The following is a 22,457-nucleotide window of genomic DNA, read 5'->3' on the forward strand; positions in this document are numbered from 1 at the left end:
GCCGCGCACCGGCTTTCAGTTCGCGCCGCGGCCACCCCAGGTAAGTCCCGCTGCCGCCCATTCGGTTTCCCAGAGCCGTGCGCGCCGTCGATCCAGCCCGCAGCGCAGCACCAGATATCCACCCGCGCAGGCGATCACCGTCGCCGCGACGACCGCCGCGCAGGTGAGCACGGCGCGGCTCATGGGCCGCGCGGGCGACGGCGGCTCCACGAGGCGGCCGGTGGCGTCGAGCCGAACCGGAACGATCGCACCGACTTCGACCAGCACATTGGAGTGGTAGTCGCCGGAACGCGCCGTCCCGTCCGCGTCTCGCCACGACACCTTCACCGGGGTGATCGGAGCGTACAGCGGCGTCTTCCCGACTTCGGTCACGGTCGCGTCCACCCGATGCAGGCGCGCGGTCTCCTGCTGCACCGCACGGGTTTCCGCGTCGTAGATCGGTCTGCCGATCAGCACCGCGACCAGTGGCACGGTGACGAGTACGAGCACCGCGAGCAGTATCCCGACGCCCGATTGCCACCGATCCTCGCGCCTGCGCATCGGATTGCGATCCAAACCGACGCGGCGGCACGTCCGGCGGACGATATCGACAGACCCGGCGTTCATGGAACGAACTCCTCGTACTGGATGTCGGTGACCAGCCCGCCGAGCGTCGCGAAGAATCGGTCGACGAGCCGGGGCAGGGCGGTGGGATCCGGGCCACTCGCCCAGGCCTGCGACGCGGCGAGCAGCATGCCCGAGCCTGCGGCGACGGCCGCGGCGGGACGCAGGTCCCCGCCGGTATCGACGCCGAGGCGCGCCGCGATGATGCGCACCGACTCCCGCTGCCCCTCGGCCCTGATCCGCTGATACCCGGCGAACAGCGCGGGTTCGCTCTCGATGCGCCGGAACAGTTCCCATCTGCGGGTCAGCCGCGACGGGCGAGTGAGGTCGTATTCGGCGGCCAGCCAATCGTGGACGGCACCGTGGAAGGCGGCCAGCGGCGCCTCGGCGAGCGGGCGGCGCGACAGCGCGTCGTTGAACAGATGCACATCCTGGTCGACGTCGCCGAGCACGGCTTCTTCGATCGAACAGAAATGCCTGCTGAACGTCCGCCTGGTGACGCCGGCGCGCTCGGCGATGTCCTCCACGCCCACCGCGCCGAACCCGCGCTCGGTCAGCAGATCGAACGCCGCACGCGACATCGCCTCGCGACTGCGCCGGGTGCGCAGCCTGCGGCCGTCCAGGTCGACGTCATCCACGGTCGACATCGTCGTCGCTTCCCACACGGCCCAGTCTACGACTATTGTCCCACTGGGACATTATTTCGGCGAACACTCTGTCCCGCGACCGTCGCCGCGCGAGACAGCCCGGCGCACGAGCCAGGGGACGAATAGCGACAAGACATCACGATGAAACGAACGAATTCGCGAGGGAACAATTTGTGAGTTATCACGAATTGTCTCGAAAAATACCCGGCCCGAACCGGCTCGAGCATGGACTCGCAATCACGCACCAGACTACCCACACAAAGCCGAATGGTGGCCGAGCACAGTTGGATTCGCCCCGAATCGTGATCTTCGACAAGCCTCTCACCAGGCAAAACCGCTGATACTTGACCACAGTTGAATCCAGGGTTACAAATGAATTCTCCGCCGACCCGAGCTGTTCGAACCGGCCGACGAGAATTGCACGCCAGTGGTTACCGATGTCATCGACGTGGTCGCGGAGTTCGCGATCCCTCGCACCGCAGTATGGAATCTGTTGCTGGAGCCGCAGACCTATCCCAGGATATTTCCCGGTATCGGAGCGTGCGAACCGCTGGCGAGCGTCGACGGACACGCGATGTTGCGCTTCCGGGTCGGCACCGCCGAACTGGGCATCCGCACGCATACCGTGCGCGTCGTGATCGGACGCATCCGCGACGGCTTCGAACTGCAATGCCCCGCCGAGGGCAGTTTCGCCTCCGTGCGCGTGCACGGGGACGGGGAGCGCACCCGAGTGGTGGTCACCTTCTTCGCACCGACCCGCATGCATCCCGCGCTCGCCGATCTCTCCAACGCCGCGGTCATCGACTGGGCCCAGTGCGGTCTGCAGCGGGTCGAGGATCTGGTGCTCGGGGCGAACACCTCGGTCGTCGTCAACGGAGAGAACTCGCCGGTGCGCAAGCACGCCGAAGTCGCCAAGCAGATCGTGTCGAGCGGCGTGATGCGCACCTACCGGCTCGACCGCGGCTTCCGGCAGCTGCTCCGCCTCGCCGAATGGGGCTTCAATCTCGCGGGCGGCTACGCGGCCGCGGCGGTCTTCTCCCCGGCTCGCGCGGCGGTGGTCGACGCGCACAACACCCGATCGTTCGACGAGATGCACCGGCGGACGAACGCCCTCGCCGCCGCCATGCACGCGACCGGCCTGACCTCGGGCGATTCCGTCGGACTGCTGGCACGGAATCACATCGGCATGGTCGAGGTCATGGTCGCCGCGGGTAAACTCGGCGTCGACGTGGCCCTGCTCAATACCGGTCTGCCCACCCGGCGGATCGAGGAGGTCGTACAGCGCGACAAACTGTCCGCGCTGTTCGTCGACGCCGAATTCGACCATCTCGTGCACTACCTGCACTCCGAAATCCCGCGCTACGCCAGCGATGTCAGAGCGCCCGGCACCGGTCCGACCACGATCGACGACATGATCGGACTGGGGCACAAGGACTTTCCGAAGCCGACCCATCCCGGCAAGCTGATCGTGCTCACCTCCGGCACCTCGGGCACCCCGAAGGGCGCACGCAGGCCGCATCCCAAAGGGTTCGGCACCGTCGCCGCGCTGCTGTCCCGAATCCCCATGCGAATCAACGACACCATGCTCATCCCCGCCCCGCTCTTCCACACCTGGGGTCTGGCCGCATTGCAGCTCAGCACCGCCCTGCGCGCGACGGTGGTGCTACCGTCGCAATTCGACGCCGAGGAGTGCCTGCGGCTCATCGCCGAGCATCGCGTCACCACATTCATCGCGGTGCCGATCATGGTGCATCGCATCCTCGAACTGCCCGTGCACGTCCGCGAACGGTACGACACCTCCAGCCTGCGGGTAGTCGCCAGCTGTGGCGCGCCGCTGGCGGCGAACACCGTCCTGCGCTTCATGGACGACTACGGCGACATCCTCTACAACGTCTACGGTTCCACCGAGGTGTCGTGGGCGACGGTCGCCGATCCTGCCGATCTGCGTACGTCCCCGACCACCGCTGGCCGTCCACCGCTCGGTACCAAGGTCGCGGTGCTCGGGCCCGACCTCAAACCGCTTCCGATCGGCGCGACCGGCCATATCTTCGTGGCCAACCACATGCTCTTCGACGGCTACGTCAACTCCGCGCCGCCGAACGAGGCCGACGGTATGCTCGACACCGGCGACCTCGGCTATCTCGACGCGACGGGCCGATTGTTCATCGACGGACGCGACGACGAGATGATCATCTCCGGTGGCGAGAACGTCTTCCCGCGGCCGGTCGAAGAAGCGCTGGCCTATCTGCCGCAGGTGAGCGAAGTGGCGGTGGTCGGCGTCCCCGACCAGGAATACGGTCAGCGCCTGGCCGCCTTCGTCGTCAAACGCGAAGGGTCGGGACTGGATTCGGATATGGTCCGCAACTACATCAAACATCGCCTGAGCCGTTTCTCGGTCCCCCGCGATGTCACATTTCTCAGCTCGCTGCCGCGCGGGGAAACCGGCAAAATCCTGAAGCGGTTGCTCATCGGCCCCGGCGTCGCCGATCCGCCGATCATCGGCTCCATCGCACCCGGATCGCCCTGAGTACCGCCCCGATATCCCCAGCGCTACTGGATATTTCATGATCCTTCGGCGACACCGCTGTGAGTCCGATGAAATATGTTCGAGCGGCGACGATTCAGCGGAACCGGACCTAATGTCGATATCATGCCTGCGATCGAGCCACTCGAAATATGAATGCGTACAGCCGTCCTGGCGTCGTCGTCCGGACCCACGAAATTCTCAATTACTTCGGAAAATGCCCGGCGTGCGGATATCCCGCGCGCGCCACCGAAGCGCGGGGCACGAGTATGCGCGGCACCCTCGAAGTGACGGTCTCGGCCAGCTGCGAACTGCCGTGCGGCTGGTCCGGTCCGGTACCGCTCACGATCATGACCTGATCGGCATGCGACTCCATTTCTCCCTCGGGCCCAGCTTCTCCCTCGGGGGCAGCTTCTCCCTCGGGGGCAGCTTCTCTCTCAGGGGCAGCTTCTCTCCCAGAGGCAGCGCGATTCACCTCGCGATGGTGTTCGCGTGCGTCGCCCTCGCCGGATGCGGGGCCGCCACGACCGAAGCGAGTTCGTCCTCCACGGCCGGGCCGTCGTGGGATCCCTGCGCCGAACTCCCCGACACGCTGATCCGCGAGGTCGGGCTCGATCCGGCGACCGAGCGCAGGGATATCGCCATCGCGCCCGGTCCGAGATGGGCGGGGTGCGGATGGAGTGGCGCGACTACCGCGCTGCGTGTCTTCTCCGCCGACCGCGACGCCGCGCGGGATGTGCGCGACGCCCCTGGCGCGCACGAATTCGCCGACGTCACGGTGGCGGGACGCGACGGCGTCCAGTATCGGCCGGATTACGCCGACGCCGCCGTGGACTGCGCGCTCGCGTTCACCACGGCAGGCGGCGGCCAGGTGCGGCTGCGGCTGGACGTACGCCCCGATCCGGCCGCCGTGGCTCCCCCGGCGTGCGAACTGCTCGCGCGCACGGCGACCGTGCTGGTTCCCGCGCTGCCGTGAACGCCGCGCCGGTCGGCATCGGCTCACCGGCGAGCGGGTCGACGTCCCGCAACCCGGCGATTCAGCGCAACAGGACCTCCGCGGTGGCGCGCCCGAACAGTTTGCGCTCCTCGCACGTCGCCGTGATGGCGACGGTGGCCGATCTGCGATCGGCGTCGATGGCTTTCACACGGCCGTTGAACTCGATCGTGCTGTGCCGGGTGGATTCGACAGGGACGAAGCCCGCGAATCGCACCGCGTACTCGGTGACCGCCGCGGGATCGCCCAGCCAGGAGGTCAGATATCCGGCGCCGAGTCCCATCGTGAGCAAACCGTGCGAGATCACCGCGGGCAGTCCAGCCGCCCGCGCGACCGCGTCGCTGAAATGGATGGGGTTGGCGTCGCCGGAAACCCCCGCGTAGTTGACCAGATCACCGCGGGTCAGCGGTACGAGAAGCGGGGGCAGCGCGGTCCCGACGGCGAGGTCTTCGACGGCCGGGACGCTACGCGACCCTCGCTTCGGCGGTTGGGCGAACCACCTGGTCGTATCGCGGCCCTCCTGGCATTCGAGCAGGCCCGCCGCCCTCAGCAGATCGTCGTCGGCAGGATCGTCGGCCCGCCGGTCACCGAGTGCCTGACCGCTCAGGATCACCCCGTCGACGGCGCGGGCCAGCTCATCCGCCACCGACGCCCCGGTCTGCGCGACCACGGTCGTGTGTGCGGATTGCACCGGTTCCCCGTGCTGGTCGGTGAGGACGTTCTCGATGACCATGAAATCCTTGTCGCCGAATCGCCGGAAGGATTCGACGAAGGAGTCGCACCGCAGCCGGTCACCCGCGACCAGCGGACGACGCATCCGGATCCGCTGCTCGGTATGCAGTACCTGGCCGAGGTCGTAACCGCTGAGCACCGACTGGAACAGCATGCGCTGCACCGTGATCCAGAGGATCGCCGGGAAGGTGAGCGGGGCGATCAGGCCGTCGTAACCGAGTGCCGCCGCGGCGGCCTCGTCCCGGTGTGCCGGATGCCCGTCCCGCAGCGCACGGGCGAACTCGCGGATCTTCTCCCGCCCCACCTCGTAGTGATCGACCATCCGGTAGTGGCGTCCGACCAGGGATTCGGCCTGTTCGGACGGGGTCATCGCGGGAGTGATGGTGGAAAATGCGCTCACATCGAGTAGATCGCCCGGAGCCGGGCGAGCGCAACCATCCGGGCCGCATCGGATTCAGCACTCGTTGGGTGCGGGCACCCCTTGCAGCCGCTGATCCATCCAGATCATCGCCTCGGGAAATCCTAGACCGGCGGCGATGACATGCTCGCCGAGCACACTGCGGTAGACGGCACTCACCCCGAGGGCACACTGTTCGCGAAAGAGATTTCTGGCGCCCTCGGCCGGGATCCACCACTCCTGCTCGCCGTTGTAGATATACAGCGGGACGGGTGATTTCATCCCTTCCATCTTGGTCACCCGGTAGATCTGCGCCGCGAAGTCCGAATTCAACGGGTCGGGGAAATTCGCGGCGATATCGATCGGCAACAGCAGGAGTCCGGCGGCGCCGAAGACGCTGGCGCACAGATCTTTCACCGGCGAGGTCGCGATCCACTGCGCGAGGTTGTTCATCCGTCCGAGAATCTCGGTGCGCTCGCGCGCGATACCGAGCACCGCCCCCATGAACACCCCCGAGGCGAGGTTGGCGTTCATGCTGCGCGACAGGATCTCGTAGTCGGCAGGCACCCCGCCGAATGCCGCCCCTGCCACGACATCGATCAGTTCCGGTGCGTATTCGGGCATTACCTTCACCGCACCGTGCGTCGCGATCGCACCGCCGGAATACCCGACCATCCCGAATCGGCTGGCGCCGAAATCGTCGGGTAGCAGTCCACGCACCGCGCGGATCGAATCCAGCACCGCGTGACCGGCGACCACTGGCTCGGCGTAGGCCATCCACGGCCCCTCGTGATCCGGGACCAGCACCGCGTATCCACGCAGTAGCGCGAGCTGCATCGTCGGCGGAATGTAGTCGGTCACGCTGATCTCACTGTCCCAGCCGTGCGCCATGGTGTAGCCGGGCGTACATTCGCGGCCGAGCCCGTCGATCGGCAGATTGTTCACCAGCACCGGTCGCGCACCCGGCCCCTGCCACGCCCCGACCGGGATCACCAGTGTCGCGGTGGCGTACGACGGGCGTCCGTGTGCGTCGGTGGTACGGAATTTCAGCAGCACCGCCCGGTCGAACGGCATGAGAACCAGCGCCGACGCGGTGGCGGTGACATCGCGGACCTCGATCAACCGCCCCGGTTCCAAGCCGTCGAGATCCGCGGGCCACGCGTCGAAAATCGGATCACGCACCGGAGCCGGCAACACCGCCGATCGCAGCGTCGCCAATTCCGGTGTGATGCCCGCGATCTCGATCGTCGGTGAATTCACCTGTGGCACAGCATTGATGGGCGGCGCGGGAATGACCGCGTCGATCCATTGCTGTAGTCCGGGCAGGATCGCGCCCGAGGCATCCGGCAGTGGAGGCAGACCCGAAAGATCCGGCAGCGCGGGCAATCCGGGAATCGCGGGCGGCGGCGGTTCGGCATTCGCTCGTCCGCCCATGAGCGGAATGACGAGCAGCATCGTCAGGAAGAAGACACGCAGAAATCTCATAGCACACGCCTCTGGGTGCGATCGCGGGTTCGCTGCGCCCCGGCGTGTGCGGATTTCGACTTCGAAATGCCCCCTCGTCGTGCCGGGCGCAGAGCCTCAGGCTAACCCGCCACGCCCGGCCGAAGCCCCGTCCGTACCCGAGTTGTGCGTGTCACGACGCCGAATCGCAACAACTACGCGGCATCCCCCAAAGCCTGTGTCCCCAAAAGTTACTCGATGCGGGCCATGTCATGAACAATTCTCGTCATCGGCCCCGCCCCTCGCCGCCCTTGCGCGGAACCTGCTGATAATTCATACGTTGTGACAGGTTTCGTTGTGCGGGCGACGGACGGACGCCTGGTGCGTCTCCCAGTGCTCGCCGATCGGCGCTGTGACTTCTCAAGCGCCCCGACAGGAACATGTTCCTGAGCATGGTGTCGACCTACCGTCGAAATCAGCGGGCGAGATCTCACGCCCGGCCGGAAGGGAGACAGTGGCATGGACGGCACTGCGACAACCAAGGCGAACCAGCGGATAGTGGACGTTCCCAACCGACGCGTCACCGTCTACTTCGACGGCACGACCCCCGAAGACGCACTTGTGCTCGAGTACGCGGCGACCCACACCGAGGCGTGGGAATTCACCACGGCGGCCGTGCACGCCGGCCTGACGGTCACCGTGGACAGCATGATCCGCCCCGGCCTACGGCGGCTCCCCTGCCGGTCACTCTGGCGCTGACGAATATCACTGTCGCTCCAGCACCCGGCGCAGGAACGCCAGCACATCGGGATACGCCGCGCGGGCGGCGCCGAGATGATCCTCTGAATACACCCCGACCCGCAGGTCCGCGCCGCCCGCCAGCAGATCGGCGATCATCTTCGCGCTGAGCGGGGCGGGCACCTCCAGATCGGCGAGCCCTTGACCGACGAACAGCGGCGTCGTATAGCCGGAGGTCGGGATCTCCAGCATCGACCGCACCGCCGCGATCAGCGCCGGATCCTGTAGCGGGCGGGCGAGCATGTCGCCGATGGCGATATCGCGGACCAACGCGTCGGCCTCGGCGACGCAATTCTCTTCCGCGACGCGCACCACATCGACGCCGGTGGGCGTCAGATAACTGTCGATATCCAATTCGGGGGCGGTCGCCCGCAATCCCGCGACGATCATGGCGAAATAGGCGGTGGTGATCCGCAGCGGCAGTCGCGGCACCCAGGGACCGAGTAGCGGGGCTACCAGTTCCAGATTCGAGGGTGCGCCGGTCGACGCGGCGCCGCGAAAGTCGAGTTCGGGGGCGTCGGAGGGCGCGGTCCGCGCGGTGAACAGCGCGGTCTGGCCGCCCTGGGACTGTCCGAGCACCGCCCAGCGGGTGCCCAACTGCGGGGTTACCGAGCGGGCGGCCCGCACCCCGTCGATCACACTGCGGGCCTGCGACGGGCCGTCGAGATACGGGTGGGTGCCGGGTGTCCCCAATCCGACATAGTCGGAGATCATCACCGCGTAACCCGCCGCGAGCAGACCGGGGTAGACCGACTTCAAGTAATAGTCGCGGCTTCGCAGGGTGAAGGCGCAGTGATCGGCGATCCCCACACTGCCGTGCGCGTAGGCCACGATCGGCCAGCCGCCCGGCGGCGGCGTGCCGGCGGGCAGATAGAGCGCACCGCTGCTCAGCATCGGACCGCGCGGACCGCGCGACCAATAGATCAGGCGGTGCCCGGCGCTCGCCTCCGGTACCGACACCTCGGCCGGAAGCGGCGACACTTCGGTCACCGAGCCCGGGGCGTCGGCCGGTTCCGCCGTCACGGGGCCGGACAGCGCGACCGTCACCGCGAGCACCATCGCCGCCGTGTCCGAAACCATCCGCGTCCATTTCACCGAACGACTATCACTACCGTCGGACCGATTCGGCAAGCCACCACATTCGGTGGCTTCGCGCGCGACGGGCGCGGGTGTGCCAGGGAATGGCTACGCTCGAGTAGGCACCGTCAGGATCGAGAGGATGGACCGTGATATCGATGGCCCGGGATAGAACCGGACATCCACGAACCCGCTCGCCGCGGGCCCGCTGGGTGATGACAGCGTGTCTGGCGGTGATACTCGTCTTCGCCGGATGCGGCTCCGAGGATTCCACCACCGCGCCACCGACCGCGGCGACGCCGACACCGGAGACAGCGGTCACTCCCCCGCCCGCGGCCACCCCGTCGGCGTCCCAGGTCGTCGCGCTGCCCACGTTCGACCCGTACGCCGATCTCCCCCTCATCGATCACGTGGAGTGGACCGAGACCGAGGACGGCACGCGACTGCTGGTCTACCCGACCGTCGCGGGCAGGCGCACCACCTCTCCCGGCAATGACGAGCGCGCGTGGCAGGAAGTGCTCTCGCAATCTCCCGATGCCGAATCTCCCGGCATGCGTGATCAATTCATCTGCCACTGGGAATGGGCCAGGCTGGTGCAACCGAACAAGCCGAGCTGGAACCTCGAGCCGTGGCGACCCGCGGTCGGCTATCAGGGCACCGTCCAGGCATCGTGCAATCCCGGTGGTCCCGAGCGTTGACGGTTCGCGACACAGCGGCCGATCACCCAGCTACCCAACGCACCCACGCTGACTACAGGAAGGATCGATCGATGCGAATCGTCATCGTCGGCGGTCACGGAAAGATCGCGCTGCTGCTGGCCGAGGCCGCCGCTCGTCGGGGAGACACCGTGGACAGCGTCATCCGCGATCCTCGACACAGCGACGAGGTCATCGCCACCGGAGCCCGCCCCGTCCTGCTCGACCTGGAATCGAACACGGCCACCGAATTGGCCTCGGCCGTGCGGGGTTCGGACGCAGTGGTTTTCGCCGCGGGCGCGGGGCAGGGCAGCGGTGTAGCACGCAAGTACACCGTGGACCGCGACGGTTCGGTGTTACTCGCCGATGCGGCCGAGTCGGCGGGCACGCGCCGATTCGTGCAGATCTCCTCCATGGGCGCGGGGCAGCCGCCCGCACCGGGCAGCGACGAGGTGTGGGCCGCCTATATCGATGCGAAAACTCAGGCGGAACAAGATCTCCGCCGACGCGACCTCGACTGGACGATACTGCGGCCGGGACGACTGCTCGATACCCCCGGCACCGGATTGATCCGCCTCGCCGCGCCGCCGCTCGGCCGTGGCGATATCCCGCGCGCGGACGTCGCCGCGACCATCGCCGAGTTGGTGCACACGCCCGCGACCGCGGGCGCGACGCTCGAACTCGTCACCGGCGAGACCCCGATCGCCGATGCCGTAGCCGCCGCAGTTAGCTAAACAATAGCCAGAGGCGCTGTCGCGGAGGCGGATCACCGAAGCGGCGGTGCGCGATCCCGCCCGGAACACCTCGACTCGCACGGGGTCGCCTCGCGTCGGCGAGACGTCACAGATCACCGGAGACGACACGAACACGGCAGCGTTCCGCCGCGAATTGGCCTCATATCTCAACGAACCGTCCGGTCTGACGACGGCCGCCGTACCAGTGGCCATGAAAATTGGTTTGCGCGAATGTAATCGATCGTGCAGATGTACTTGCATCCGCAAGGTCGACGGACCTAAACTCAGTCCCGCAGAGCTTTACAGGGGACAACCAGGGGAGGCCGTGTGAGTGGACCGACGGCCGAGTCGCCAATGGTTTGCTGCCGCCACATGTCAGGGGTTTTAGGATGGACCAACCACTTACCGGCGGCCGGCTCGGGTACGCCGACGCCGCACTGGCCGACCAGCCAGCGAACGGTATGACAACTATGAGCACATCGCCGACCCGAAACGGTCACAGAAGTATCGCGTACTCGCGGGAAACCGCGGTCGCGTTCGTCATCGACGCTGTCGAATCCACCGGAGCCGCCACCCGGAACGACTTCGACATCGACCGAATCGTCTCCATCGCGCACGACATGGCCGACGATTGGGATATGAATGCGCTGCAGCCCGCCACGTTCTGGCGCATCGCATCCAGTTTCATCAAACAGTAGTGCCCCGGCGCTCCGCGTCTCCCGCGACAGCGACGATTCCGGAGTTCGCGCAGGGCAGCCGGTCGGGCGTTCCGCAATTTCTCGTACGCGTCCGATGAGTTATCCGTGCTACCGAATCGACTCGGCATACGGAGAATAGAAACGCGGGTCGAGTATTCGGCGAACCTGTCGTGTGTCCCCTGCCGCAATTCGCAGCCACGCAGGCCCCGAGAGTCGGATACCCGATTCCTCGTACCCGGCCAACGACGGCAACTCAGGATAACGACGACCCCGAGACAAGTCGGGTGCGTGCCGAAGGATTCGACACGCACCCGATATTCCTTATGCGCCCGTCAGCGCTCCGACGCGTAGTGCCGCAGCATCTCGATAGACTTTTCCGGCGGCAGTGCCTGGACGCTCAGCCGGTCCATCACCGACAGATACTGGGCGAGGTCCTGCCTGCGATCCAGATACAGGGCACTGGTGAGATGTTCCAGGTAGACGATATCCGGGAGTTCGGGTTCGGCGAAGCGCAGAATGCTGAAAGAACTACCCGCCGCGGCATGTTCACCCGCCGAATACGGAAGTACCTGAATGGTGATATTCGGGACATCCGCGAGTTTGATGAGATGTTCCATCTGCTCGCGGTGAACGACGGCGCCGCCCACGGGGCGCTGCAGTGCCGCCTCGTCGATGACCGCCCACACGATCGGCGGGTCGACGGGGCGGAACAGCAATTCCTGCCTGCGCTGGCGGACAGTGACGCGACGATCGGTATCGGCGTCGTCACTGCCGAGCGACAGGACAGCCCTGGAATATTCGGGCGTCTGCAATAGGCCGGGCACGAGATGCGCTTCGTACGTGCGAATCTTGCCCGCCGCCTGCTCCAGCCCCAGATAGGTACTGAACCAGGGCGGCAGCAAATCGCTGTAACGATGCCACCATCCTGGTTCGTTCGCTTTCCGCGCCAGATCCAGGAACGCTTCGCGTTCTTCGGGATCGACGACGCCGTACAGCGTCAGCAGGTCGCGGATGTCACGTTCTTTGAAACCGGTGCGGCCCAATTCGAGACGGCTGATCTTCGCGTGCGACCCACGGATCGAATCACCCGCGTCCTCCCGGGTGATATTCCGACTCTCCCGGAGTTTGCGTAGTTGGCCGCCGAGCGCGATCCGAAGCACAGTCGGACCACGTTCCGCGACAACCGATTGCACACGACCGTCGTCATCGGGTTCTGCGATCATGGAGTCGTCTCCGATACTCGAGGTTGCCCACCAGTGTGTCACATACGCACCCCTGTAGGACACACCGCATCGATCGCAATGTTACCTTTCAGCTAGTCAAATCGTCGAACTCTCCCGCTTTCGCGCCGCGCACGAACGCGTCGATCTCCGGCCGGGTGTAGAACAGGACGCTTCCTTCCGGGTCACGCGAATTGCGCATGGCCACCAGGCCGCCGGAGGCTTCGGCGACCTCCACGCAGTTGCCGCCGTTCGGACCGCTGAACGAGCTCTTGCGCCACGCGCTTTCGATCTTGCGCACAGATGTATCGGGCATTTTCCACTCCTCGGATGACACCGGCTGTAGTGACGAATTCTGTTTCCGGACTTACAGATGCACGCTCAAACGTTCTTGCATCTGCAACCGCGCAGGACGATAGCACGGAGTTCACCACCGCGCGCGGGGTTATCAAGACCTACCGGTCGGCTTTGTTCGACCTCCGCGCGGACACTGCGGATATCCCGTGTTCAGGTCACCGAACCAGGCCGCTTGAGCGACGCGAATCTTGTACTGTCACAGTGCACATCGGATGTACCAGCCATTCGCGACACCCTTCACGGCGTGCCGCCGAACACGCTTGCTGAGGAGCTCAACGCAATGCCCGACGACAACGCACCACTGATCCGCACCGACATTCCTCATTCGGCCCGCATCTGGAACTACTGGATGGGCGGCAAGGACTACTACGAAATCGACCGCATCGCAGGCGACGCGGGCATCGAGGTCGACCCCGACATCACCACCATGGCGGTGCAGTCGCGCCAGTTCCTGATCCGCGCGGTCACCTACCTCGCGGGCGAGGTGGGCATCCGCCAGTTCCTCGACATCGGCACCGGCCTGCCCACCATGCAGAACACCCACCAGGTGGCCCAGAGCGTGGCACCCGAATCGAAGATCGTCTACGTCGACAACGACCCGCTCGTCCTCACCCACGCCAGGGCGCTACTCACCAGCACCACCCCCGAAGGTGTTACCACCTACGTGGATTCGGACTACCACTTCCCCGAGCAGATCATCGCCGACGCTCGCAACGTGCTCAATTTCAACGAGCCGATCGGCGTCATGTTCATGGGCGTACTCGGCCACGCCAAGAGCTACGAAGACCTGCGACGCATCGTCGACACCGTCATGGCGGCGGTGCCCTCGGGCAGCTACCTGGTGTACTGGGACGGCACCGATGACAGTCCGGACTACGTGACGCTCTGCGAGAACTACACCGGAACCGGTGGGACCCCGTATGTTCCACGCCCCCAGGCTCAGATCCGCGCGGTCTTCGACGGTTTGGAGCTGGTGGAGCCCGGCGTCACCTCGATCACCCAGTGGCGCGCGGCCGCCACCGAGGTCGGCGAGATCCGTCCTATTTCGGCCTATGGCGGGGTCGCCCGCAAACCCTGAGCCGCGTTCCCGCGAATTCCGGGCAGCGCCAAGGCGATTTCCGACCGGTAGGTCGGAAATCGCCTTTTCCATACCTGTCGGTTCTTTCCAATTGCGTTGGCCGTTCTTGCAAATGTGCTTGCATCCGCAACGTACGAACGCATAAACTCGACTTCGTGAAACGGGGAGATAACGCCGAGACAACTCTCCGGCGTCACCGCGCTCATCGCCTCCCCCGAGCCATACACAAGGGGTGGTCGATATGAGCCAGGCATTTCGTACTCCCCGTTCGTCCGGAATCTCGGGCGGTGGCGTCGCTGGTGTTGGCGGTGTCGGTGGCGTCGGTGGCGGTGGCGTCAGCGTCGGTGGCGTCAGCGTCGAAGTCGTGCGGTCCCGCGCGATTCCGGAACGGGCCGTCACCGACTGTGGCACAGAGCCGGGCGGACTCACCTACCGCCGCGCCCGCGACATCCTGAACCTCCATGAGGTACACGGGCCGCAATGCCGCCAGTGGCTCGCGGCCGCGGCCTACCTCTCCGCCGGCCTCGACGACGAGTAGTTCCCAAATCGACGTGCGCGCACGAATGTTCGTGCAAATGTGCTTGCATTTGTACCATAGGTCGCCCTACACTCGAGCGCGTTAGATCAGGGGATTTCGCACCCGGAGCCCGTGCCAGCGTCGCCAATCGGATTTCGGTGCGCCAGAGTCCAGAGGCGCACATGGACCAGCCACTTCATCGTTCCCGCAGGCTCGGCATCGCCGACATCGCCGCCGTATACGGCACGGAGGCGCTGCACCGTCGCATCGCCCAATTGCGTGCCAGCGGCCAGCACTACGCCGCGGTAGCCATCGAACACGAAATCCGCAGCGGTGGAGCACAGGACGGCACCGGCGGTTAGTTCCGGCCCTCAGCGCCCGCGATCACCTCGCCTCGAACCGACCTCCGCCGCAACAGGACCGACGTTCGGGCCGGGACCGGACGGCACCACTGCGGTGATCTCATCGAACTCTCGCCAGGTTCATAACTATTTCGTATAGTGATGTAACGATTCGGGCGCAGATGTATTACGCCCGATAGCCACTGGAGCGAATACGTATGGCCTTCACCGCGCTGGATCTGTCCAATGAATCGCCCGATGCGGCGCTCGAAATCGGCGGTCAGCCCGCGTCGGTGCCGCTGCAGAACACAGACCGGGTGGCGTCGCGAATGGTCGGATACTTCGCCACCTGCATGGCCCCGTGCCGGACATTGCCGGGCGAGCAATTGCGCGGCGATGTCACCAAGATGACGAGGAGCTGCCTGGCGCTGGCCGCCGAGATGTTCGATCGGCGCACGGTACCGGACGAGGAACGTCTCAGCGAGGTGCGAGAGGCCGCCGCCCAGTGGGCGCGGGAAGCGGTACCGCTCGGCACCATCCTGCGTGCCTACCACCAGGGTCTACGCATCGCGTTCGGCCTGGTCACCGCACGAGCGAGAGCCGACGATGTGGACGAACTGCTCGTCGCCACCGATCTCATGCTCGAATTGCTCGAGGCGATCACGGTCGCCGTCTCCGATTCCTATGTCGATGAACAGCACCTGGTGGCCAGAGAACACCAGACCGCCTCTCAGACCCTTGCCTCGGCGCTACTCGCCGGGCGGCGCAGTTCGGCGCTGGCGCGCCAGGCCGGGATTCCGATCGCGGATTCCTACGAAGTGGTGGCGCTCTCGATTCCCGAACACGCCGACGAGCGCGACCCCCGGGTGGATTCCCAGGTCGCCGCGCGCCGCAAACTACGACGACTACAGTCCGAACTCGCCACCTCCCTCGAAGCCAGGGCACTGACTTTGCTCTCCACCAAGGGCGGCACCCTGTTGATTCCGGTCTGCGACGCGGGTCAGTCGCTGACCGCCGAGGTGCTGGCGAAACTGACCGACGCCACCGGGGTTCCCGTCACCGCGACCGTGGTCGTCAGCGAGACCGCTCAGATTCCCGAGGCCGCCGACCAAGCCCACGAACTACTCAATCTGGTCCGGGTCGGCGGGCGCGAACCCGGTCTGTATCAGATGGACGATCTGGCGGTCGAATATCAGCTGACCCGCGGCGGGCCCGCGATCCGCCGCATCGCGACCATCCTGGCACCGCTCGACGACCACCAGGAATTATTCGACACCATGCGCGCCTACCTCGGCAACGATATGAATCGTCAGCTCACCGCGCGACAGCTCTATGTGCATCCGAATACCGTCGATTACCGGCTGCGCCGCATCGCCCAGCTCACCACCATCGACCTGGCGACCTCGGCGGGCATATCCCAGGCCGCCATCGCGTTGCTCGCCCGCGATCTCGATCGCAGCGTGAGCAGACACCTCTGACGCACTGTTTCGAATTCGTGCTGGACCACCGCCCGGTGACGCGGGATCCTGGAACCCCGTGCCCCTGGATGGTGTGAATATGCGAATCGCGGAGATCTTACGCAGGAAGGGCGGCGACGTCACGACCGTCACGCCCGAGACAACGGTGCGCACCCTGCTCGCCACGTTGGCAGCGCACAATATCGGGGCGGTGGTGGTCTCTCCCGACGGCATCGTCATCGCGGGCATCGTCTCGGAACGCGATGTGGTGCGCAGCCTGTACGAACACGGCGCGCGGCTACTCGACACCGCGGTGTCGGAGATCATGACCGCCGATTGTGCGCGTCTGCGCGCCCGGCGACCGGGTCGACGGTTTGCGCCGGACCATGACCGACCATCGCATCCGGCATCTGCCCGTGGTCGACGACGGCAGATTGATCGGCATCGTCAGCATCGGCGATGTGGTCAAGAGCGCCATCTCCGAACTGACCACCGAGCGGCAGCGCCTCGTCGAATACGTGCAGGGCAAGTACTGAGTCGCCGCCCGCGCATCGGCGGGCGGCACGCGCCACCGTGACCGAAACCGCGGCGCGTGAAAAGTGTTGTCCACGTGAAACCTTCGATGACCTTCCGAAAAGTGCGTATCGTTGGTGACGTCCAGCGCGTCCTGTGAAGGGAGCGTCACGTTGCGGTCACCTGCGCCAGGGTCGCGTGTCACGCGGCCGGTACCGGGGGGTGCGCGGTCCCCGACTTCCACCGCCTCGTCGCCTACCCCGCCGCGTGAGATGTTCCCCGCGCTGGCCGAATCCACCGAGATCTACCTCGACAGCGCGGCCACCACACAGATGCCGCGTCCAGTCATCGAAACCATTCATCGCTACTACGCCTCGCCCACCTCGAACGCGGGGCGCGGCACCTATCCGTGGGCGACGGCTCTCGGCACCCGATTGTCCCGGATCCGCACGCGCACCGCGGCCTTCATCGGGGCCGAGCACACCGACGAAGTGGTGTTCACCTCCGGTGCGACGGCCGCGCTCAACGCCGTCGCTCTCTCATGGGGTTTCGCCGAACTCCGCGACGGCGACCAGATCCTCTACAACCCCGGCGATCACGCCTCCACTGTCTACCCCTGGTATCACCTGCGCGGACTGCTGGCACGGTTCGGACGCCATATCGAGTTGATCCCCTATCGGATGACCGAGGCGGGGGAGGCCGACACCGCCGATATTCTCGCGAAGATCACCCCGCGTACCCGACTGGTCACCACGAGTCATCTGCACCACGTCTTCGGCGGTCGCACCACCCTGGAGGAGTTGCGCGGTCGCATCGACCCCACGATCCTGTTGTGTTTCGACTGCAGCCAGAGCGGCGGTCATCTGCCGGTCGACGTGGTCGAACTGCGTGCGGATTTCGCGGTTCTCGCGGCGCACAAGATGTTCGGCGTGCCCGGCACCGGAATTCTGTACTGCCACCGACGGATCCACGACCGCCTGCTGCCGTTCCTGCCCGGCGGCAATACCGGTGTGCGATGGACCGAAGCCGGGCTCACCCCCGCGGGAATGCCTGATCTGCTGGAGGGTGGAACCCACAATATTCCCGGAATCCTGGCGCTGGGCGCGGCGCTGGAGGTATTGGAATCTCTCGATCTCGCGGTGATCGCGGCCCACAATCGTGAACTGACGCTGCGTCTCATCGATGGACTCGGGCAGGTGCCAGGACTGGATTTCCTCCCCGGCCCTGCCTACGCGCCCTGCGCGGTCGGCTACGGCATCGTCTCGTTCACACTCACCGGAATCTCCTCGGCCGACGCGGGTTTCGTGCTGAGTGAACTCGGCTTCCTGGTACGCACCGGCCTGCACTGCACCGTCCCCGACGGTGCGACGCATACCGCCGAGATCGACTCGGTGCGGGTCAGTACCCATATCTACAACACCGCCGACGAGATCGACCGGTTCATCCGGTGCGTGATGACCATCGCCGAGGAGGTTTCGTGACCGAGCGCAGCGACAACCCGCGCTACGACCGGCGGGCCGCGTCCCGCGTCCTGGCCGCACTCGCCCACCCCGGACTGTTCGAAGGACAGCCGACCGTCCCGCAACCCCGACGAATCGAATTCACTCCCACCGCGTTACGCACCGAACCGAACAGCCATCTCACCTATTCGCAGCGGTTGTACCTCGAGCGGTTCATGAGTCCGTGCCGACCCGACCAGGTCACCACCGCGACGCACCGGATCGCCTGGATCGACAGTGACGGCATCCCCAATACCGGTCATTATCGCGCCGACGGGCTCGGACCGATCGTGCCGATCGCCATGCGTGAGACGGTGCTGGAACTCTGGCGCGGGCTCACCGCGAACGCGGGGCTGAGCAACCGTATCACCGCGCTCGGCCCGCGCGAGCGCGCGATACTGGAGACGACGACCACCGATCACGATCCTATCGAGATCTTTCGGGTCGGCATCGAGGCGACAGGCAGGGCATTGGCTCAGCACGCGCTGCTGGCACGGCAGACCGGGTATCGGAGCGCGGCCGAATTCGCCCGTGGCATACACGATTCCGGAATCCTCGCGGCGGTCGCGACCGGATGGTATTGGGAGTTACAGGCCTCGACCTACCGGCGCGGGATGATTCCGGTGACATTCGCGACTCAACCCGACGGCACCGTGCGCTATACCGCCGATTCGGTGGCGACGCTGCGCGCGATGAAGGACGCGACCATCGCCGACGCCCATACGGTCATGCGGCGGGCCACCGGCGCCGAGGGGTTGAGCGTCGCCGACGCGATCGCCAAATACCACGACGACCTCGACCTCATCTCCCGCCAGTACGCGCTGCTGCCCGCTGGCACCCGCCCGGTCTGCCTGGCCGCCATGCCCCATCAGTTCGGCGACGCGCACTACAGCATTCTTCCCGTGGTGGCCGAGCGGTTCGTCTCCGTCTTCGTGGCGATGGTCCCCCGCTGCGATATCGCCGAGATCGCGGCCGAATTCGACGAGGAGACCGCCGATGCGCCCGCCGCCGCCGAGGACCGGATCTTCTATATCCCCGATATGAACTGCAAACACTGTGTGCGCACGATTACCGGATTGCTCGAGTCGATGGATATCGAGGTCGGGGAGGTCGATCTGATCACCAAGAGGGTGGTGGCCGAATTCCGCAGCCCGCGCAATCGGGCGCGTGCCTTCGACGCGATCCGCGACGGTGGCTACAACCCGGTCGCCGAGCAGCCCTCCGCCCTGCGGTCCGGCGCACCGTACTCGTCGGAAACCGCCGTATGACACCACCGCCACCGCCACCGACGCTACCGGCGAAGCTCCACCCCCTGGTTCGCGCGTTTCTCGACAGCCGCGAGACAGTCGAGGCGACCTCGGCGACCTTCGGTTCCCCTGTGCACCTGCTGTTTCCACAGGTCTACGCCGAGAATCTGGCGCGGTTGCGGGCCGTCCTCGATCGCCACGCACCGCTGCACCGGATCTGCTACGCGCACAAGGTGAATCACTCACGCGCCTTCGTTCGCGTCGCCGAGCGCGCCGGAATATCGATCGATGTCGCCTCGCGGCAGGAGTTGGCCGAGGCGGTCGACGCCGGTTTCGGCACGGCACGGATCGAAGTGACCGGTCCGAAGGGTGAGCCGTTCCTGCGCGAACTGATCGACCGCGGGGCAACCGTCAATGTCGACAATCTGTGGGAGCTGCGCCGGATCGCCGAACTCGCCGACGCCGGGGCCGGAATTCCGGTGCTGCTGCGGGTCTCGGGATTCGACGGCACGCCGGTCAGTCGATTCGGGGTGCCGCTGAGCCGAATGGACGAAGCGTTCGAACTGCTGCGCACCTACCGCGACCGGATCGCCTTCCTCGGCTTCGCCTTCCACATCGATTCGGGTGAACAGGCCGAACGCGTGCGGGCCATCGACGCCTGTCTCCGATTGGTCGAACAGGCGTGCGGCCATCGGCTGACACCGTCGGTGCTGAATATCGGTGGTGGTTTCCGGCAGGTGTTCACCGCGGACGCGGATCGATTCGACGGTTACGTGCGCGCGCTCCGTGCGGCACTGCTCGGCCGTGGCGAGTCGATGAGCTGGGCGGGTAATACCTTCGGCTATCACATCGAGGGCGGCTCGGTGCACGGCACACCGGTATTCCACAAGTACGCCAATACGATTCCGGCCGACCGACTACTCGATGATCTGCTCACCGCCCCCCTCGATCGCCATGGCGGACGTACCGTCGCCCAGGTGGCGGGGGACAATCTGCTCACCCTGTGGACCGAACCGGGCAAGGCGCTGGTCGACCACGCGGGCATAACGATCGCCAGGGTCGATTTCACCAAGGAACTGGCCGACGGCACCGTGCTGGTGAATGTCGACCTCAGCCGGGATTCGATGACCCCCGCCGACCAGGAGGTCATGGTGGATCCGATCGTTGTCCCCCGCACGGAGGACGAATTCGATTCGCGATCCGCCACAGCCGATTCCGGACCGGTCGGCGTGTATATCGCGGGTCGCCTCTGCCTGGAGCGGGATATGATCGCCAATCATAAGGTGTGGCTGGGACGCTGCCCGCAGCCCGGCGATCTGATGGTCTTCCCGAATACTGCTGCCTACCACATGGATCTGTCCGCGGCTTCGGCCTCGATGCATCCGCTGCCCGCGAAATTGGCTGTGACACATCATGAGGGAAGCTTCCGGGTGTGCCACGACGCCGACTACGAGCCCGGTGATCCGGTCATAGCCTTCTCGGCCACCTCGACCGGCGGATCCGGGGCTCCCCTGCCGACCGAGGCGCCCTGATGCGCTACGACCACATCACCGAACTGATCGGCAACACCCCGTTACTGCGGCTGGACCCGGCCGTGCACGGTCTGGAGAAGGTGGAACTGTACGCGAAACTGGAGTCGTACAACCCCTTCGGATCGGTCAAGGACCGGGTCGCGTTGGCCATGATCGGCGACGAACTCGAGGAGATCGCGGCGGCCGGACAGACCCTCATCGAGGCTTCCAGCGGTAATACGGCCAAGGCGCTGCGCGTTCTCGGTGGGTTGCACGGCGTCGGCCTGCGGGCGGTGACCAATCGGATCAAGGTCGCCGAAGTACGCGATCTGCTCCAGATCCTCGGCACCGACATCGTGGAACTTCCCGGTCTGTCCGAATGCCCGGATCCGACCACCCCCAACGACGTGTACTCGGTGATCGCGTCGACGATGTCCAAGGAACCGGGCGCGTATCACCACCCTTCGCAGTACACCAACGAGAAGAATGTCGAGGCGCACAGCCTCGGCACCGGCAGGGAGATCCACGAGGATCTGTCCGCCGACGGCAGCGTCCACGTCGACTATCTGATCGGCGGGCTCGGCACCACCGGCTCCACCCGGGGCGCCGCGACCTATCTGCGCAAACACAATCCCGCATTGCGTACCGTCGCCGTGGTCTCCGAACGATCCGATTTCATCCCCGGTATCCGCTCGGAAGCCGAGATGTGGGACGTCGGACTCTTCCAGCCCGATTTCTACGATCACATCGTCACGGTGGAATCCGGCGCGGCGGTGGACGCCACGCTGCGACTGGCCTCCGGCTACGGCGTCCTGGCCGGGCCGACCAGCGGCGCGGCCTATGCGGCGGCGCTGGAAACCCTCGGCGCGCTGGACCTTTCGGCGCAGGCGGAGGACCCGGTGGTGGCCGTCGTCATCGTCTGCGACCGCATCGAACCCTATCTCTCCTATATCAAGAAGCGCAGACCCGAACTCTTCGGCCGAACCGCTCGGCGCATACCCGCGACCGCGGCGGAGATCGCGGCGACACCCGCGCTCTCGCCCGCCGAACTGGTGCGGCTCGATGCGAGGGACCGCCCCGTGATCGTCGACACCCGAGGTGCGATGGCCTACCGAATCGGCCACGTCCCCGGCGCGCTGAATATTCGCGACGACCAACTCGACGATATGTTCGCCCAGGGTATGCCGTTCTCCCGAACGCGCCCGGTGGTTTTCGTCTGTCCGGTCGGCGAGGTGTCGCTGCGCTTCGCCGCCCTCGCCCGCAGGGCCGGTTTCGAGGCGTCCAGTCTCGACGGCGGGATCACCGCGTGGCGCGACGCCGGACTTCCGATGGAACGTGGCACGTGACATATAGCCCCCTACCGATGACGCCCGCG

General features: G+C 66.0%; 22 protein-coding genes and 1 pseudogene. 16 read left to right on the forward strand and 7 right to left on the reverse strand.

The window, feature by feature from the left end; translation table 11 throughout:
• Positions 1–15 precede the first annotated feature (15 nt).
• Positions 16–606: a hypothetical protein gene (locus ABZS43_RS25955; RefSeq protein ID WP_355038568.1), complete on the reverse strand. Its 591-nt coding sequence runs from the start codon at positions 604–606 to the stop codon at positions 16–18.
• Positions 603–1,241, reverse strand: coding sequence for a TetR family transcriptional regulator (locus ABZS43_RS25960; protein WP_355038569.1), 639 nt, complete (start codon positions 1,239–1,241; stop codon positions 603–605). Before ABZS43_RS25960 ends, ABZS43_RS25955 begins: the two co-directional genes overlap by 4 nt.
• A 436-nt stretch (positions 1,242–1,677) precedes the next feature.
• Between ABZS43_RS25960 and ABZS43_RS25965 the strand changes: the two genes are divergently transcribed.
• From ABZS43_RS25965 to ABZS43_RS25975, 3 genes are all read left to right on the forward strand, one after another.
• Positions 1,678–3,777, forward strand: a complete 2,100-nt coding sequence (locus ABZS43_RS25965) for an AMP-binding protein (RefSeq protein WP_355038570.1) — start codon at positions 1,678–1,680, stop codon at positions 3,775–3,777.
• 149 nt (positions 3,778–3,926) lie between these two features.
• Positions 3,927–4,133, forward strand: coding sequence for a hypothetical protein (locus ABZS43_RS25970; protein WP_355038571.1), 207 nt, complete (start codon positions 3,927–3,929; stop codon positions 4,131–4,133).
• A gap of 122 nt (positions 4,134–4,255) precedes the next feature.
• Positions 4,256–4,750 (forward strand): DUF3558 family protein, encoded by a 495-nt coding sequence (locus tag ABZS43_RS25975; RefSeq protein ID WP_355038572.1) that lies wholly within the window; start codon positions 4,256–4,258, stop codon positions 4,748–4,750.
• 61 nt (positions 4,751–4,811) lie between these two features.
• Here ABZS43_RS25975 and ABZS43_RS25980 read toward each other — a convergent pair whose 3' ends face one another.
• Both ABZS43_RS25980 and ABZS43_RS25985 read right to left on the reverse strand, forming a co-directional pair.
• Positions 4,812–5,900, reverse strand: coding sequence for a fused (3R)-hydroxyacyl-ACP dehydratase subunits HadA/HadB (locus ABZS43_RS25980; RefSeq protein ID WP_355038573.1), 1,089 nt, complete (start codon positions 5,898–5,900; stop codon positions 4,812–4,814).
• Between the two features lie 54 nt (positions 5,901–5,954).
• Positions 5,955–7,382, reverse strand: a complete 1,428-nt coding sequence (locus tag ABZS43_RS25985; protein WP_355038574.1) for a lipase family protein — start codon at positions 7,380–7,382, stop codon at positions 5,955–5,957.
• Between the two features lie 477 nt (positions 7,383–7,859).
• Between ABZS43_RS25985 and ABZS43_RS25990 the strand changes: the two genes are divergently transcribed.
• Positions 7,860–8,099: a hypothetical protein gene (locus tag ABZS43_RS25990; RefSeq protein ID WP_355038575.1), complete on the forward strand. Its 240-nt coding sequence runs from the start codon at positions 7,860–7,862 to the stop codon at positions 8,097–8,099.
• Between the two features lie 6 nt (positions 8,100–8,105).
• On the opposite strand, the gene ABZS43_RS25995 is transcribed toward ABZS43_RS25990, so the two are convergent.
• The gene (locus tag ABZS43_RS25995) at positions 8,106–9,218 is read right to left on the reverse strand and encodes a lipase family protein (protein WP_355038576.1); all 1,113 of its coding nucleotides are present in this window, start codon (positions 9,216–9,218) and stop codon (positions 8,106–8,108) included.
• A gap of 212 nt (positions 9,219–9,430) precedes the next feature.
• On the opposite strand from ABZS43_RS25995, the gene ABZS43_RS26000 reads away from it, so the two are divergent.
• From ABZS43_RS26000 to ABZS43_RS26010, 3 genes are all read left to right on the forward strand, one after another.
• Entirely contained in the window at positions 9,431–9,913 is a 483-nt protein-coding gene (locus ABZS43_RS26000) for a DUF2599 domain-containing protein (RefSeq protein ID WP_355038577.1), read from the forward strand.
• A gap of 71 nt (positions 9,914–9,984) precedes the next feature.
• A complete protein-coding gene (locus ABZS43_RS26005) occupies positions 9,985–10,644 on the forward strand; it encodes an SDR family oxidoreductase (protein ID WP_355038578.1) in 660 nt (219 codons plus the stop codon).
• Positions 10,645–11,033: 389 nt separating this feature from the next.
• On the forward strand, positions 11,034–11,342 hold the full coding sequence (locus ABZS43_RS26010) for a hypothetical protein (RefSeq protein WP_355038579.1): 309 nt from the start codon (positions 11,034–11,036) through the stop codon (positions 11,340–11,342).
• A gap of 332 nt (positions 11,343–11,674) precedes the next feature.
• Here ABZS43_RS26010 and ABZS43_RS26015 read toward each other — a convergent pair whose 3' ends face one another.
• Together ABZS43_RS26015 and ABZS43_RS26020 are read right to left on the reverse strand one after the other, a co-directional pair.
• On the reverse strand, positions 11,675–12,565 hold the full coding sequence (locus tag ABZS43_RS26015) for a helix-turn-helix transcriptional regulator (protein ID WP_355038580.1): 891 nt from the start codon (positions 12,563–12,565) through the stop codon (positions 11,675–11,677).
• Positions 12,566–12,653: 88 nt separating this feature from the next.
• Entirely contained in the window at positions 12,654–12,878 is a 225-nt protein-coding gene (locus tag ABZS43_RS26020) for a DUF397 domain-containing protein (protein WP_109524352.1), read from the reverse strand.
• Between the two features lie 321 nt (positions 12,879–13,199).
• Between ABZS43_RS26020 and ABZS43_RS26025 the strand changes: the two genes are divergently transcribed.
• From ABZS43_RS26025 to ABZS43_RS26065, 9 genes and pseudogenes are all read left to right on the forward strand, one after another.
• Positions 13,200–13,997 carry an SAM-dependent methyltransferase gene (locus ABZS43_RS26025; protein ID WP_355038581.1) on the forward strand — a complete coding sequence of 266 codons (798 nt, stop codon included), beginning with the start codon at positions 13,200–13,202 and terminating at the stop codon, positions 13,995–13,997.
• A gap of 241 nt (positions 13,998–14,238) precedes the next feature.
• On the forward strand, positions 14,239–14,535 hold the full coding sequence (locus tag ABZS43_RS26030) for a hypothetical protein (RefSeq protein WP_355038582.1): 297 nt from the start codon (positions 14,239–14,241) through the stop codon (positions 14,533–14,535).
• Positions 14,536–14,696: 161 nt separating this feature from the next.
• Positions 14,697–14,876 (forward strand): hypothetical protein, encoded by a 180-nt coding sequence (locus ABZS43_RS26035; protein ID WP_355038583.1) that lies wholly within the window; start codon positions 14,697–14,699, stop codon positions 14,874–14,876.
• A gap of 197 nt (positions 14,877–15,073) precedes the next feature.
• Positions 15,074–16,333 carry a helix-turn-helix domain-containing protein gene (locus ABZS43_RS26040; protein ID WP_355038584.1) on the forward strand — a complete coding sequence of 420 codons (1,260 nt, stop codon included), beginning with the start codon at positions 15,074–15,076 and terminating at the stop codon, positions 16,331–16,333.
• 79 nt (positions 16,334–16,412) lie between these two features.
• Positions 16,413–16,848, forward strand: a pseudogene (locus ABZS43_RS26045) (CBS domain-containing protein).
• 249 nt (positions 16,849–17,097) lie between these two features.
• Positions 17,098–18,306 carry an aminotransferase class V-fold PLP-dependent enzyme gene (locus ABZS43_RS26050; RefSeq protein ID WP_355038585.1) on the forward strand — a complete coding sequence of 403 codons (1,209 nt, stop codon included), beginning with the start codon at positions 17,098–17,100 and terminating at the stop codon, positions 18,304–18,306.
• The gene (locus tag ABZS43_RS26055) at positions 18,303–19,592 is read left to right on the forward strand and encodes a heavy-metal-associated domain-containing protein (RefSeq protein ID WP_355038586.1); all 1,290 of its coding nucleotides are present in this window, start codon (positions 18,303–18,305) and stop codon (positions 19,590–19,592) included. Before ABZS43_RS26050 ends, ABZS43_RS26055 begins: the two co-directional genes overlap by 4 nt.
• A complete protein-coding gene (locus ABZS43_RS26060; RefSeq protein ID WP_355038587.1) occupies positions 19,589–21,103 on the forward strand; it encodes an alanine racemase in 1,515 nt (504 codons plus the stop codon). Before ABZS43_RS26055 ends, ABZS43_RS26060 begins: the two co-directional genes overlap by 4 nt.
• The gene (locus ABZS43_RS26065; RefSeq protein WP_355038588.1) at positions 21,103–22,428 is read left to right on the forward strand and encodes a pyridoxal-phosphate dependent enzyme; all 1,326 of its coding nucleotides are present in this window, start codon (positions 21,103–21,105) and stop codon (positions 22,426–22,428) included. Before ABZS43_RS26060 ends, ABZS43_RS26065 begins: the two co-directional genes overlap by 1 nt.
• Positions 22,429–22,457 lie beyond the last annotated feature (29 nt).

The organism is Nocardia sp. NPDC005366 (assembly GCF_040606855.1).
GTDB lineage: Bacteria > Actinomycetota > Actinomycetes > Mycobacteriales > Mycobacteriaceae > Nocardia.

Coding starts and splice junctions, on each gene's coding strand:
- ABZS43_RS25955 (WP_355038568.1), bottom strand. CDS start 606: ATGAACGCCGGGTCTGTCGATATCGTCCGCCGGACGTGCCGCCGCGTC.
- ABZS43_RS25970 (WP_355038571.1), top strand. CDS start 3,927: ATGAATGCGTACAGCCGTCCTGGCGTCGTCGTCCGGACCCACGAAATT.
- ABZS43_RS25975 (WP_355038572.1), top strand. CDS start 4,256: ATGGTGTTCGCGTGCGTCGCCCTCGCCGGATGCGGGGCCGCCACGACC.
- ABZS43_RS25985 (WP_355038574.1), bottom strand. CDS start 7,382: ATGAGATTTCTGCGTGTCTTCTTCCTGACGATGCTGCTCGTCATTCCG.
- ABZS43_RS25990 (WP_355038575.1), top strand. CDS start 7,860: ATGGACGGCACTGCGACAACCAAGGCGAACCAGCGGATAGTGGACGTT.
- ABZS43_RS25995 (WP_355038576.1), bottom strand. CDS start 9,218: ATGGTTTCGGACACGGCGGCGATGGTGCTCGCGGTGACGGTCGCGCTG.
- ABZS43_RS26000 (WP_355038577.1), top strand. CDS start 9,431: ATGACAGCGTGTCTGGCGGTGATACTCGTCTTCGCCGGATGCGGCTCC.
- ABZS43_RS26005 (WP_355038578.1), top strand. CDS start 9,985: ATGCGAATCGTCATCGTCGGCGGTCACGGAAAGATCGCGCTGCTGCTG.
- ABZS43_RS26010 (WP_355038579.1), top strand. CDS start 11,034: ATGGACCAACCACTTACCGGCGGCCGGCTCGGGTACGCCGACGCCGCA.
- ABZS43_RS26015 (WP_355038580.1), bottom strand. CDS start 12,565: ATGATCGCAGAACCCGATGACGACGGTCGTGTGCAATCGGTTGTCGCG.
- ABZS43_RS26020 (WP_109524352.1), bottom strand. CDS start 12,878: ATGCCCGATACATCTGTGCGCAAGATCGAAAGCGCGTGGCGCAAGAGC.
- ABZS43_RS26025 (WP_355038581.1), top strand. CDS start 13,200: ATGCCCGACGACAACGCACCACTGATCCGCACCGACATTCCTCATTCG.
- ABZS43_RS26030 (WP_355038582.1), top strand. CDS start 14,239: ATGAGCCAGGCATTTCGTACTCCCCGTTCGTCCGGAATCTCGGGCGGT.
- ABZS43_RS26035 (WP_355038583.1), top strand. CDS start 14,697: ATGGACCAGCCACTTCATCGTTCCCGCAGGCTCGGCATCGCCGACATC.
- ABZS43_RS26040 (WP_355038584.1), top strand. CDS start 15,074: ATGGCCTTCACCGCGCTGGATCTGTCCAATGAATCGCCCGATGCGGCG.
- ABZS43_RS26050 (WP_355038585.1), top strand. CDS start 17,098: ATGTTCCCCGCGCTGGCCGAATCCACCGAGATCTACCTCGACAGCGCG.
- ABZS43_RS26060 (WP_355038587.1), top strand. CDS start 19,589: ATGACACCACCGCCACCGCCACCGACGCTACCGGCGAAGCTCCACCCC.
- ABZS43_RS26065 (WP_355038588.1), top strand. CDS start 21,103: ATGCGCTACGACCACATCACCGAACTGATCGGCAACACCCCGTTACTG.